This window comes from Halorubrum sp. SP9, from assembly GCF_005435015.1.
Classification (GTDB): Archaea; Halobacteriota; Halobacteria; order Halobacteriales; family Haloferacaceae; genus Halorubrum; species Halorubrum sodomense.
The window spans coordinates 15645-29051 of sequence record NZ_SGXU01000031.1 but is presented as its reverse complement, the minus strand read 5'-3'; the positions used below and the strand labels follow the sequence as shown (position 1 = coordinate 29051).

The 13407-nt window shown below is 67.8% G+C and carries 11 protein-coding genes; 3 read left to right on the top strand and 8 right to left on the bottom strand.

From position 1 onward, the window contains the following. Nucleotides 1-426: 426 nt before the first annotated feature. Nucleotides 427-1311, bottom strand: a complete 885-nt coding sequence (locus EXE45_RS13675; RefSeq protein ID WP_092919244.1) for a fumarylacetoacetate hydrolase family protein — start codon at nt 1309-1311, stop codon at nt 427-429. Nucleotides 1312-1372: 61 nt separating this feature from the next. Beyond that, entirely contained in the window at nt 1373-2728 is a 1356-nt protein-coding gene (locus EXE45_RS13670) for an amidohydrolase family protein (protein WP_092919242.1), read from the bottom strand. A gap of 98 nt (nt 2729-2826) precedes the next feature. On the opposite strand from EXE45_RS13670, the gene EXE45_RS13665 reads away from it, so the two are divergent. Continuing rightward, on the top strand, nt 2827-3558 hold the full coding sequence (locus EXE45_RS13665; RefSeq protein WP_137694652.1) for a TetR/AcrR family transcriptional regulator: 732 nt from the start codon (nt 2827-2829) through the stop codon (nt 3556-3558). A 77-nt stretch (nt 3559-3635) separates the two neighbouring features. Here EXE45_RS13665 and EXE45_RS13660 read toward each other — a convergent pair whose 3' ends face one another. From EXE45_RS13660 to EXE45_RS13650, 3 genes are read right to left on the bottom strand one after another with little or no spacing between them, the layout of a single operon-like run. After that, nucleotides 3636-4061: a Zn-ribbon domain-containing OB-fold protein gene (locus EXE45_RS13660; protein WP_137694651.1), complete on the bottom strand. Its 426-nt coding sequence runs from the start codon at nt 4059-4061 to the stop codon at nt 3636-3638. Further along, a complete protein-coding gene (locus tag EXE45_RS13655; RefSeq protein WP_137694650.1) occupies nt 4058-5239 on the bottom strand; it encodes a beta-ketoacyl synthase N-terminal-like domain-containing protein in 1182 nt (393 codons plus the stop codon). Before EXE45_RS13655 ends, EXE45_RS13660 begins: the two co-directional genes overlap by 4 nt. After that, nucleotides 5229-6650 (bottom strand): CaiB/BaiF CoA-transferase family protein, encoded by a 1422-nt coding sequence (locus tag EXE45_RS13650; RefSeq protein ID WP_199233637.1) that lies wholly within the window; start codon nt 6648-6650, stop codon nt 5229-5231. Before EXE45_RS13650 ends, EXE45_RS13655 begins: the two co-directional genes overlap by 11 nt. A 912-nt stretch (nt 6651-7562) precedes the next feature. Here EXE45_RS13650 and EXE45_RS13645 point away from each other — a divergent pair. Then, nucleotides 7563-9383, top strand: coding sequence for a Cdc6/Cdc18 family protein (locus EXE45_RS13645; RefSeq protein WP_137694649.1), 1821 nt, complete (start codon nt 7563-7565; stop codon nt 9381-9383). Nucleotides 9384-9404: 21 nt separating this feature from the next. Here EXE45_RS13645 and EXE45_RS13640 read toward each other — a convergent pair whose 3' ends face one another. Next, nucleotides 9405-10406, bottom strand: a complete 1002-nt coding sequence (locus EXE45_RS13640; RefSeq protein WP_137694648.1) for a S26 family signal peptidase — start codon at nt 10404-10406, stop codon at nt 9405-9407. A gap of 130 nt (nt 10407-10536) precedes the next feature. On the opposite strand from EXE45_RS13640, the gene EXE45_RS13635 reads away from it, so the two are divergent. Beyond that, nucleotides 10537-12186 carry a DNA-directed DNA polymerase II small subunit gene (locus EXE45_RS13635; protein ID WP_137694647.1) on the top strand — a complete coding sequence of 550 codons (1650 nt, stop codon included), beginning with the start codon at nt 10537-10539 and terminating at the stop codon, nt 12184-12186. 43 nt (nt 12187-12229) lie between these two features. Here the strand turns inward: EXE45_RS13635 and EXE45_RS13630 are convergent, their stop codons facing one another. Then, nucleotides 12230-12862, bottom strand: a complete 633-nt coding sequence (locus EXE45_RS13630) for a YigZ family protein (protein WP_137694646.1) — start codon at nt 12860-12862, stop codon at nt 12230-12232. Then, the gene (locus EXE45_RS13625) at nt 12859-13392 is read right to left on the bottom strand and encodes a hypothetical protein (RefSeq protein ID WP_137694645.1); all 534 of its coding nucleotides are present in this window, start codon (nt 13390-13392) and stop codon (nt 12859-12861) included. Before EXE45_RS13625 ends, EXE45_RS13630 begins: the two co-directional genes overlap by 4 nt. Nucleotides 13393-13407 lie beyond the last annotated feature (15 nt).

Genomic DNA, 13407 nt, shown 5'->3' with positions numbered 1-13407 from the left:
AGGGACGCGGTGAGCGCTCGGAGAGCGCGAACCGCGAGGCTGGGGAGGCGTGAGGCTGCGGTACTGAGCGGTGCGGGCCGGGACTCAAAGGGACAGTCGCGAGGGCGAAGCACGCCGCAGCAAGCACCGCAAGGAGCGAGTGAAACGAGCGACTGAGGAGCGCAGCAAGGCGCGCGAGCCGTCGCGACTGGGGCTTTGGAGACCGCCATCTCAGCAGCGTTAGTCATTTATAAACAGCCGACAGCAATACCGCATTCTGGTTTATAAATGATCCCACTCACGACGTACTACACGTACTCCCGCACTGGATCAAAAATCAGCGTTTGGTGACCAACCGTTTCCGGCGAGAATGCGTCTAGAGTGTAGTATTTCAACGGAAGTCGCGACGCTGGTAATCTCTTATAAATATTCGACAACAGGGCGGTCCTACTCCGTCTCGAACTCGTTCGTGAGTTCGCCGACGCCCTCGACGCCGATAGTGACCGAATCGCCGTCGCCGAGCAGCACCGGGGGGTCGCGGTAGACGCCGACGCCGGGGGGCGTGCCGGTGAACACCAGGTCGCCGGGTTCGAGCGTGAACGCCCGGCTACAGAAGGCTATCAGCTCGTCGACGCCGAAGATCAGGTTCTCGGTCGACGACTCCTGAAGCCGTTCGCCGTTGACCTCGGCGAATATCTCGAGGTCGTGCGGGTCGTCGATCTCGTCGGTCGTGACGAGGTCGGGGCCGGTCGGGGCGAAGGTGTCGAGGCTCTTCCCGCGGACCCACTGGCCGTCGCCGTGCTGGAGGTCGCGCGCGGAGACGTCGTTGCCGACGGTGAAGCCGGCGACGTGGTCGAGGGCGTCCTCGGGGTCGACGCGGCGGGCGCGCTCGCCGATGACGGCGACGAGCTCGGCCTCGTAGTCCACCTTCTCGGTGTACTCGGGGTCCCATCGGACCGCGTCGTCTGGGCCGACGACCGAGGTGGGGAACTTCGAGAAGAGGACGGGCTCGTCCGGGATCTCGTTGTCGCCCTCCTCGGCGTGGTCGCGGTAGTTCAGTCCGACGCAGACGACCTTCCGCGGGTCGTCGACGGGGGCGGCGCGCTCGAGGTCGGTAGGGTCGCGGACGCCGACGCCCGTCTCCGCGGCGTGTTCGACCGCGAGGTCGGCCTTGCGGCGCCACTCCCAGTCGGCGAGGAGGTCGCTGGTTCGGTCGGGCACGTGGACGCCGGCGGCGGCGCCGGCCTCGGCGAGGTCGACGACGCCGTCGTCGGTCGCGACGCCGGGCCACGGTGTCTGTTCGTCCGTCGTTCGGTATTGTCCGATTCGCATGTGAGGTGAGTAGTGAGTCGAGAGGTTAGTTCGGTCGGTGAAGGGGGCGCGTCGGCCGGTGTTACAGGTCGATCCCGGCCTCGTCGAGGAGGCGCTCGCCGGAGGCGACGAACCGGTCGAACTCCTCGTCAACCTTCGGGTTCGTCAGCTCGCCGTCGCGCTTGACGACCTCGCCGTCGACGAGGACGGTGTCGATGTGCGAGGGATCGGTCTGGAACACGACGGTCTGGACCGGGTTGTGGCTGGGGGCGGTCATGAAGTCGTCGGCGTCGAACAGGACGAGGTCGGCGCGCTTGCCGGGCGTGATCGTCCCGATCTCGTCGTCGAGGCCGAGCGCCTTCGCGCCCTCGATGGTGGCCATTTCGAGGGTATCGCGCGCGGAGATGCTCACCTCGGTGACCTCCTCGTCGCCCTCTAACACCGCCTGGTTGTCGAACATGCGCTGGAGCTGCATCCCGATGCGCATCTGGCTCCCCATGTCGCCGCTGACGTTCGAGCAGACGTCGACGCCCCACGCCGGGCGGCCGCCGGCCTCGAGCACCTTTCCGGTGACGGGGATGCCGTGGCCCATCTGCATCTCGACCTCCGGCGTCGACGAGAAGGAGACCCCCTGCTCGACGGCGTGGTCGATGTCCTCCTGGGTGAAGTGGTTCCCGTGGGCGACGTTGACGTCGGGGCCGAGCATGTCCTCGATGGCGCCGAAGCCCTGGTAGTCGTCGCCGTACTCGGAGGACGGCCACAGCGCGGCGCCCATGTGGATCGTCGAGAGGACGCCGAGGTCGCGCGCCAGCTCCAGGTCCGCGCGAGCGGTCTCGGGGACGCAGAAGTCGGGGCCGCGGAGCCCGAGCGCGAGGGTGAGCAGGTCGTCGTCGCGGATCTTCTCCTCGTGGAGGCTACGGATGTTCTCCTCGGGGAGGCCCACGTCGCTCTCGTACCACCACTTCGCCGCGTCGTCGCCCGGCGGACCGTAGGTGTACACCGCGCGCAGTCCGGTGTCCTTCAGCGCGTCGACGGCGCGTTCGCCGTGTTCGAGCGTGTTGGGGTACGACCAGTCGAGCGCCGTCGTCGTCCCGGTGTAGAGCTTCTCGAAGGCGCCGTAGAGACCGCCGAGGTACATGTCCTCGGGCTGATAGAGCCCGGTGATGTTACCGAGCATATGGTCGAAGTACTCGCCCATGAGCGACCAGTCGCCGGCGATACCGCGTACCTGCGTCTGCGCGAGGTGGATGTGCGAGTCGACGAAGCCGGGGACGACGATCTTCCCGGAAGCGTCGATCTCCTCCGCGTTCGACGCCGCAAGTCCGGTGCCTACCTCGACGATTTCGCCGTCCTCGATCAGGACGTCGGCCTCCTCGAACTCCCCCACGTCCGGGTCGAGCGAGACCACGGTCCCGTTTCGAACGATCGTCTGTGTCATGTTCGATAATAGGGTTTGACCAAGAGGTTAAAACTTTACCGGACGGTAAACGCAGTGAGAGCCAATCGTATTATGTACCTCACCCGTAGAGTGTGGGTATGAGCGAATCACAGGGCGGATCGGCGGGCGAATCCGTCGAGTCCCCGACCGACGGCGGCGACGACGCCTCCCGGGAGCGGCCCTCCGAGGGGAGCCCTCCCGGAGAGGACCCCGCCGACGAGTCCGGCGGGGAGACGGTGTCCTCGAAGGACACGAAGGAGGTCATCATGGAGGCGACGTTCCGCGCGCTGAGCAAGCACGGGTACAAGGACCTCCGGATGCGCGACATCGGGGAGGAGATGGACCTCACGCGGCAGGTGATCCACTATCACTTCGACGGGAAGTACGACCTGATGTCCTCGTTCCTCGAACACATCATCGACCAGTACGAGGGGAGCGTGGTCGTCGACGGGGACGCGGACCCGCGGACCGAGCTCCGCGCCCGCGTCGACCAGTGCCTGTTCGGCCCCGAGTTCGAGGAGTTCAGCCACTGGGACCGGATGAAGGTGTACCACGAGCTGTACACGCAGGCGCAAAACGACGGCGACCACCGCGAGGTGTTCAACGAGCACTACGAGCGCATCCGCGGCAGCATCGTCGAGGTCGTCGAGGAGGGGATCGAGGAGGGCGTCTTCCGCGACGTCGACGCGGAGCGGATGGGCCAGCTGGTGACCGACGTCATCCACGCCGCGCGCGGGCGCCGGATCTCGCTCGGTCACGAGGACGCGCCCGAGGAGGCCCGGAAGGCGATGGACGAGTTCATCTTCGAGTCGCTGGAACGGACGGAGTAGCCGAGGGGTCGCCTTTTTCCGCCGGCGTTTCCCGTCGAAGTCTGACCCGGCGTTTCCCGCCGAGGTCGAACCTGGCGTCAGGAGTCGTCGACCGCGACGAGCCGCGGATCGGTTCGCTCGCGTCCGTCGCGAAGTCGGTGGGAACCGTCGAACCGAACGGTGTCCCCGGGGGCCAGGTCGCCGTCGGCGGCCTGTGCGATCAGCTGAACCTCGTCGAACCGGGCCAGCGCGAGGTGGTTCGGCGCGCGGACGTCGGACGGCGTGGTCTCGACGGTCGTCGTCGCCATGACCGCCCCGGTTTCGAGTCGAACCGTCGAGGCGTCCGCCGACGAGCGGCCGCAGTCCGGGCAGCGGCGCCGGTCGTAGTACCAGCGGCGACCGCAGTCGTCGCAGACGAAGGCGCGGTCCGCGGGGAGCTCCCGGTCCGCGAGGAGGTCGTCCGCGGGGAGGTCGCGGTCCGCGGGGGCGCCGTTCTCCGGGACTTCGCTGTCCGGATCCGTCACGCGCGCAACACCGTACAGACGCTGTTGTTCCCGAACCCGGCGACGTTGATCGCGAACGCCGTCTCCGCGCCGTCGACGCGGCGGCCCGCGGGGAGGTCGCCCCGCAGCTGCCACACGAGTTCGACGATCTGCGAGAGGCCCGTCGCCCCGAGCGGATGGCCGCGGGCCTTGAGCCCGCCGCCGGGGTTGACAGGGAGGTCGCCGTCGAGGGCGGTGTCGCCGTCGAGCGTCGCCTCCCACGCGGTGCCGGCGTCGTAGAAGCCCAGCTCCTCCAGTTCGATCAGTTCGAGGACGGTGAACGCGTCGTGGATACAGGCGACGTCGACGTCGTCGGGACGGATCCCGGCGCGGTCGAAGACGCGCTCGCCGGCGGTCCGGACGGAGTCGATCGAGAGCGGGTCCGGCCGCTCGGCGACGGCGTGGGTGCCCGTCGCGCTTGCGACGCCGGCGACGCGGGGCGCGGGCGGGTGACCGGTGTCGGCGGTGGCGGCGTCAGCGTCGGCGTCGCCCGCTCGGGTCAGGACGACCGCGGCGGCGCCGTCCGACATCGGACAGCAGTCGTACAGCCGGAGCGGTGCGGCGACGACCGGGGAGTCGAGGGCGTCCTCGACGTCGATCGACTTGCGGAACTGCGCGACGGGGTTGTCGACCGCGTTGGCGTGGTTCTTCGCGGCGACCGCGGCGAGCGCCTCGCGGGGCGCGTCGTGGCGGTCCAGGTAGGCGCCGGCGGCGAGCCCGCCGAAGGAGGGGAGCGTGATCCCCTGCGCGTACTCGCGGCGGTGGACGAGGCGGCTGATCGCTTCGGTGACGCTCCGCGTGTCGCCCGCGGACATCTTCTCGGCGCCGACGACGAGCGCGGCGTCGGCCTCGCCCCTTTCAATGCGGTCGACGCCCCGGTGGAAGGCGCTCGCGCCGGTCGCGCTCGTGTTCTCGATCCGGTCCGCGGACGCGCCGTCGAGGCCGAGGGCGGCCGCGAGCGCGTTCGCGAGCCCCGCGCTCTCGTCGAGCGCCTCGGCGAGCGCGTTGCCGAAGTGGAGCGCGTCGACATCGTTGAGGTCGACCGCGGCGTCGTCGAGGGCGCGCTCGGCGGCCGTTGCCGCCAGGTCGGTGAGCGAACGCCCCGAGTCGCTCTCGAAGGGCGTCATGCCGACGCCGCCGACGCGGACCTCAGTCGTCATGCTCGTCCACGTCGTCGGGAGTCTCGCCGTCGTCCGCGTCGTCGGGAGTCTCGCCGTCGTCCGCGTCGTCGGGAGTCTCGCCGCTGTCCGCGTCGTCGCCGAACACGCCCAGCTCCGCGAGGCGGTTGATCTCGGCCTCGGAGTAGCCCCGTTCGCGGAACACCTCGCGGTTGTGTTCGCCTAAAAGCGGCGGGGGGAGCTCGAAGCCGCTCTCGGCGTTGCGGAACTTGAGCGGGTGTTCGATCACGGGCACGTCGCCGAGTTCGGGGTGTTCGATCTCGGTGATGGTGCCGCGGGCCTCGATCTGGGGACTGTTCAGCGCCTCCTCGACGCTGTACACCGGGCCGGCGGGGACGCCCGCGTCCTCGGCGATGACCTCGATCCACTCGTCGGTCGTCTTGTCCGCGAGGGTGGCCTCGATCTCGGCTTCGAGCTCGTCGAGGTGTTCCACGCGGTCCGCGTTCTGCTCGAAGCGGTCGTCCTCGGGGAGGTCCGGCCGGTCGAGCGCCTCGCAGAGCTCGCCCCAGAGCTTCTCGTTGAGGATACAGATGTTGATGAACCCGTCTTTCGTCTCGAACGTCTGGTACGGCGCGAGGACGGGGTCTTTCGTCCCCATCCGCTTCGTCTCCTCGCCGGCGAACACCATCCCGGCCTGCTTCGTGAGCCACGGGAGGGTGGCCTCGAGCATCCCGAGGTCGATGTACTCGCCCTCGCCGGTCCGCTCTCTGCGGTAGAGGGCCGTCGTCGCGCCGAAGGCCGCCCACATCGCCGTGATCAGGTCCGTCATCGGGAGGCCGACCTTCACCGGCTGGCGGTCCGCCTCGCCGGTGACGCTCATGATCCCGCTCATTCCCTGGATGAGGAGGTCGTACCCGGACCGCTCGCGCCACGGTCCGGTCTGTCCGAACGCCGAGATCGCGAGGTAGATCAGGTCCTCGTTGTGCTCGGTGAGCGTGTCGTAGTCGACGTCGAGTCGCTCTGCGGTGCCCGGGCGGAAGTTCTGGATGAAGATGTCCGCCTCCTCGACGAGTTCGTACAGCGCCTCCTTCGCGTCGTCGTTCTTCAGGTCGAGTTCGAGGCTCTTCTTCCCGTAGCTCAGGGTCCAGTAGTACGGCGACTCCCCCTTGATGAACGGCGGGCCGGAGTGGCGGACGGCGTCGCCGTAGCCGGGCTGTTCGATCTTGACGACCTCCGCCCCCTGATTCGCGAGCATCGCCGAGCAGAAGCCACCGGTGACGAACGTCGAGAGGTCGAGAACGGTGACGCCGTCGAGGATCCGTCCGCCGCCGGTGGGACCGTCGGCCCTAGTGTTGTCGGCTCCGGTGTCGCCAGTGTCGTTGGCCCCAGTGTCGTCGGCTCTGGTGTCGCTAGTGTTGGTGTCGCCAGTGTCGGTGTCGCCGGTATCGGTCATCGAGCCACCTCGTCCGAGATACGGAATCGTCTCATAGGTGTGTGTACGGTTTGTTTACCGATTGGTAAAACTATCGGCGTCGACCGTGATATTCGTTGGACCCACTTCGATGGACGGAGGCGCAGTAGTCAGACGTTGTCAGGAAGCCAGGAGGGATCGGCCGTCGATCTCCCGAAAGCCGATCGGGAGCCCTCCCCCCACCCCTTCGTTTCGAGTGGAACCGCGAAGATCGACGGGGTGGTCGATAGGTATCCGCGGTGGATCTAGACGCTCCCAGATAATTCAAGGAAAGAATAGTAATAAAATAACTATGCCACAACAAATATAATATTAGAGGGATTGCCGAGGGTACTATTATATTGTATTTGTAATAAAACCACCGGTATACAACTCACAGCTCAGGACCCCCACCCACCCGTCTGCCGTTCCACCCGAAACGAAGGGGTGTGGGGGTGTACCCGATCGAACCGCCTCGCCGGACTCGGAGACTGTGGGCCCGAGCCGGGGAGTCGAAACCGATCGACGGACCTCGCAGTCGGGATACCAACGGTCACGACGCGATCGCAAGATCTTCGAATCAGCCGTGTCAGGGGTTAAAAGTCGCTATATCAAGTGATCTTAGTCAAAGAGGAACGGGATCTCGTCGCTCGTCGTTTCTAGTTCCACGCCCTCTCGACCCGTTCGACCGCCCCTTCGGTAGACCCGAACCGCCTCTCGACTGCCTCGACATCTCGTGAGAGAGGGACGTTTCAACTCCAGAGAGGAACACTTTTGTACCGTCTCTTCATCTGGTTCGACTGTATCAACTGGACGTGGTCGGTCTCGAATCCGACCGCGAATGCGTATTTCCGACCGGAGACGGCCTCTCAAGCGTCCTGCTCGACCGTCTCCACCTGAAACAGAGGGGTTCACATGGACGAAGGAGATCACACACCGCGGGCCGACGGCGGCACCGATCCGGACGACGACGAGACGGATCACAGCAGCGACTCCGACCCAGGCGACTCCGGTGTCGGTAACTCCGACACCGACGACCCTGACCTCGAAGATTTCCACCCCGACGATCCGACGGGATCCGACCACGACCTCGGTGACCGCAACACCGACGCGGGATCGGAACTCGGTCAATCGGGCACCGATCTCGGTCAATCGGGCACCGATCTCGGTCAATCGGGCACCGACCTGAACCAATCAGACGACAATCTGGACCAATCGGACTCCTCGAGCGACGCTCGACCCGAAACGGCGGGGCTCGACAACGGCGGTCGCGACCGGTCGTCGCCCGACGTCGACTTCGACGGTGTCGTCCTCGACGACGACGAGGACAGTCAGGGCCTGTTCGACGACCTCCTCTCCGGTGAACCGATCTTCGAGAACAAGGAGGTCCTCCGTCCCTCGTACACCCCGCACGAGCTCCCGCACCGCAACGACCAGATCAACCGGATGGCGACCATCCTCGTCTCCGCCCTCCGCGGCGAGACCCCGTCGAACATCCTCATCTACGGGAAGACGGGGACCGGCAAGACCGCCTCGGCGAAGTTCGTTTCCCAAGAGCTCGAGTCCACCTCCCAGAAGTACGACGTTCCCTGCGAGGTCGAGTACATCAACTGCGAGGTGACCGACACCCAGTACCGCGTCCTCGCCCAGCTCGCGAACACGTTCATCGAGGAGAACCAGGCGGTGATCGCCGACCGCTTAGAGCGGCTCGAAGGCCTCCGCGAGGACGCGACGGACGCCGAAGGAAATCCGATCGGCGACGCCACCGCCGCCCTCGCCGCCACGGAGTTCGACTCTGTCGACGAGCTCGACGACCGGATCGAAACCCTCGAAGACGACGCCGACGAGATGGAGGAGGTCCCGATGACCGGGTGGCCCACCGACCGCGTTTACTCCACGTTCTTCGAGGCGGTCGACTACCACGAGCGCGTGGTCGTGATCATGCTCGACGAGATCGACAAGCTCGTCGAGAAGAGCGGCGACGACACGCTGTATAACCTCTCCCGGATGAACTCCGAGCTCGACCGCTCTCGGATCTCGATCATGGGGATCTCCAACGACCTGAAGTTCACCGACTTCCTCGACCCCCGCGTCAAATCGAGCCTCGGCGAGGAGGAGATCGTCTTCCCGCCGTACGACGCGAACCAGCTCCGCGACATCCTCCAGCACCGCGCCGACACCGCGTTCAAACCCGACGCGCTCACCGACGACGTGATCCCGCTCTGCGCCGCCTTCGCCGCGCAGGAACACGGCGACGCGCGACGCGCGCTCGACCTCCTCCGCACCGCGGGCGAGCTCGCGGAGCGCTCGCAGGCCGAGATCGTCGCGGAGAAACACGTCCGACAGGCCCAGGACAAGATCGAACTCGACCGCGTCGTCGAGGTCGTCCGCACCCTCCCCACCCAGAGCAAGATCGTCCTGTTCGCCGTCATCCTCCTCGAAAAGAACGGCGTCCACAACATCAACACCGGAGAGGTGTTCAACATCTACAAGCGGCTCTGCGAGGAGATCGACGCCGACGTCCTGACCCAGCGGCGCGTCACCGATCTCATCAGCGAACTCGACATGCTCGGCATCGTCAACGCCGTCGTCGTCTCGAAGGGACGCTACGGTCGGACGAAGGAGATGGGCCTCTCCGTGCCGGTCGAAGAGACCGAGGCGGTGCTCCTGTCGGACTCGCGGCTCGGCGACATCGAGAACGCGCAGCCGTTCGTTCAGGCCCGGTTCGACAACTGACACCGGTCGACGCACCGAGCGCTACGCCGCGGGGCTCGACGACGTGAGGCCAGGTCTCACCGCCGGGAGGGCGCTCCCGACCGTCCGCGTTATCGCCTCGTTCAGCTCTACCTGCCCCGTCGCGATCAGCCGGATGTATCCGAGATACGGGACCCGGAGGCGGGCCACCCCCTTGATCCATTCCGCTTTGACCGGCGGCGAGAGACCGCTGGCCTGGTCGTAGGCCCCGTTGTTGTCCCCGAGCGTGATGTACCCGTCGTGCGGCGCCGGACAGTTAGCGAGCGATCCGCAGCCGATGGCGTCGTGGTAGCGCTCGTCGGCGCGGTCGTACCAGTTCTCGCCCTCGGTAACGTGGAACATGGCTCGGTGGATGATCGGGGACCCGGTCCGCCCCGGAGGCGCGTATATCATCACCGACCCGTAGGAGCCGAACGTGCGGTAGTCGACCTCCTGGCCCACCTGGTAGGTGACGACGCCGACGCCGTTTTCGGCCGCATCCGGCGCGAGCCTGCCGGGCTCGGTGACGAACACCAGGTCGCCGACCCGCATGTTCGGCTCCATGCTCCCCGACTCGACGGCGACCATTGGCGGCCACACGCCGCTGACGCCGAACAGCAACAGTCCGATCAGGAGGACGACACCGACGCTCGCTAACATCTCCCGGATCCACATCAGCGCGCCCTCCCGGTCGTGACGGAACCGGTGTAGAAGCGACTCGTCGGCGGTCGTCGTCTCTTCCGTCTCGAACGCGGGACCTCCCACCGATTCCGGTGCGCCCTGCGCTTCGCTCCCGATGTCGGATTCGCCGGAAACAACGGCTCCCCCGGATGATTCGGGCTCGTCCCCGAGGTCGACTTCGCGCCCGGTCTCGGGACCGTCGCCCGAGCCACCGGAGACCGCGCGGTCGGATTCGTCGGGAACCCCGTCATCCGACCCATCGGATGTCGCCCCCGAGTGATCTTCGGTCCGCTCGTCTCGACCGGCCGACCCGTCGGTGTCTGTCGGCCGATCCCCTTCGTCCATTACGTCGCCTTTGGAGGGTTCCGTTCATAAGCTTCCGGGTCGCGCGGATTCGCCCTCGCTCGCGGCCCCGCGCGTTCGCCCCTCCGACGCCTCCGGAACGGTTTTGCCCGCGACCCTCCTTTCGGGTATCGTGCCGCTGGAGTCGAACGCGCGGATCGCGAAAGCCCTCGCCGAGCGCGGCTACAACGCCGAGCGCGAGGCGGTCACCCTCCTCGCGGGCGCGGCCGACCCGAGCGCCGCCGTCGCGGCCGCCGTCGACCGCGCCCCGGACGACGCTCTCCGGATCACCGCCGACCACGTCCGCGATGCGATCGACGGGACCGGCGAATCGACCGCGTCCACCGACAGAAACGGAAGATCTCCAGTTGAAACAAGGGGGTCTGCGGACACCGAATCCCCGGAGACCGAGGCCGCCCCGGGGGGCGCGACGAACAACGCTATCGACGCCGCGGCCGCCGACTCCCCGCCCGCCGACGCCGCGACCGCCGACTCCCCGCCCGCCGACGCCGCGACCGCCGACTCCCCGCCCGCCGATCCCGTAACCGACGATTCCGAGCGCTCCCGCGACCCCGACCTGCGCGACCTGGAGGTCGGCAACGACATGACCGGCCGGAGCACGGGGACCGGCGAGTACGCCGACTTCGTCACGACGTTCCGCGACCGCTACGAGCGGCTCTCGAAGATCCTCCGCGGCCGCGTCAACCACCGGCCCGCGGAGGCGATCGCGGACATGCCGGGCGGCAGCGACGCCGCGATGATCGGCCTCGTCAACGACGTGCGCTCCACGAAGTCCGGCCACTGGCTGATCGAGTTAGAGGACACGACCGGGACGTTCCCCGCCCTCGTGATGAAGGACAAGGGCCTGGCCGACGTCGTCGACGAGATCCTGTTAGACGAGTGCGTCGCGGTCGAGGGGACGCTCGCGGACGACGCCGGCATCCTCTTCGCGGACTCGCTCCACTTCCCTGACGTTCCCCGCACTCACCGCCCGGGCGGGGCCGACCGCCACGTCCAGGCCGCGCTGATATCCGATGTCCACGTCGGCAGCGACGAGTTCCTGGCCGACGCGTGGCACAGCTTCACCGACTGGCTCCACACGCCCGAGGCCGACCCGGTCGAGTACCTGCTGCTCGCGGGCGACATGGTCGAGGGCGTCGGCGTCTATCCCGACCAGGACGAGGAGCTCGAGATCGTCGACATCTACGAGCAGTACGAGGTCTTCGCGGAACACCTCAAGGAGGTGCCGGCCGACACCGATATCGTGATGATCCCGGGCAACCACGACGCGGTCCGCCTCGCGGAGCCGCAGCCCGGGTTCGACGACGAGATCCGAGAGATCTTGGACGTCCACGACGCGCAGATCGTCTCGAACCCGGCCACCGTCTCGGTCGAGGGCGTCGAGGTGTTAATGTACCACGGCGTCTCGCTCGACGAGGTGATCGCGGAGCTGCCCGAGGAGAAGGCGAGCTACGACGAGCCGCACAAGGCGATGTACCAGCTGTTGAAGAAGCGCCACGTCGCGCCGCAGTTCGGGGGCCACACGCGGGTCGCGCCCGAGGAGCGCGACTACCTCGTCATGGAGGACGTGCCCGACGTGTTCCACACCGGCCACGTCCACAAGCTCGGCTGGGGGAAGTACCACAACGTCCTCGCGGTCAACTCCGGCTGCTGGCAGGCACAGACCGACTTCCAGAAGTCCGTCAACATCGACCCCGACGCCGGCTACGCGCCCATCCTCGACCTCGACACCCTCGACATGACGGTCCGTAAGTTCTCGTAGGGCGGCGCGTCCGCCGGGCCGCGTTCCGAGCCGCCCGCGACCGCTACCGGTCGATCTCTACCCGCCCGCTCGTCGCGTCGTTGAGGCGCTCGCGAAGCGGGTCGACCTCCGCGACCGGCACCCGAAGGTCGAACCGGACGCGCTCGCCGTAGTCGGCGTCGAACTCGACGCCGGTCGACTCGATCACGCCCCTGACCGTCCCGGAGTCGTCGTACTCGGTCTCGACGACGAGAGTGCGGTGGGGCCGCTCCTCGATCACGCCGGCGCCGTCGACCCCTTCCTTCACCGCTCGCGAGTAGGCGCGCGCGAGCCCGCCGACCCCGAGGTTCGTCCCGCCGTAGTACCGCGTCACCACCGCGGCGACGTTCCGGACCTCGCGCTGCTGGAGGACGTTCAGCGCGGGCTTGCCCGCGGAGCCGGTCGGCTCGCCGTCGTCCGACGAGTACTCCCTGAGCATCGGCTCCGAGCCCGGTGCGCGCTCCGAGGGCTCGCCCGCGGGCACCCGGTACGCGGGCACGTTGTGGGTCGCGTCGCCGTACTCCTCGCGGACGTCCGCGACGAACGACTCCGCCGCGTCGACCGTGTCGACGGGGGCGACGTGCCCGAGGAACTCCGAGTCGCGGACCTCGAACCGCGCGGTCGCGCGCTCGGCCACCGTCCGATACGCGCCGGTCACGACGGCTCCTCCTCGGCTTCCTTCCGTTTCCCCTCCTCGGCTTCCTTCTTTTCCCTCTCGTCCGGCTCCTCCCCTCGCCGCCGCTCGACGGCGACGCTCGTCGGCGGCGCGAGGCGGTAGAGCGCGAGGTAGGCGCCGACGCCGACGACCTCGACGATCACCGCGACGACCGCCAGCGGCTCCGCCGCCAGCGCCGCGGCCGCGTCGCCCCCGTGCCACGCGAGGAACCCGCCGAGGAACGCCCCGAGCGTCCCCGCGCCGAGCGCGTACAGCCGCCGGTACTCCCCGCCCCGGAGGGTCGCGACGGCGACCGCGGCCGCGAGCGCGCTCCCCGCGAGGAAAAAGTAGGGACGCGCGTCCGGCGGCGATCCCAGCCGCGGCCACGCCCACAGCAGGTGGACCGCCGCGGCGACGACCGTGGCCTGGACGGCGATCCCGCGCAGCAGTCGCTTCTTCGGGGTGTTTCGCCCTCTTGCGTCAGTTCCGCCCACGGGGTCCGGCTCGGGGCTCGGGTCGCGCTCGTCGCTCATCTGGTCACCGCCGTC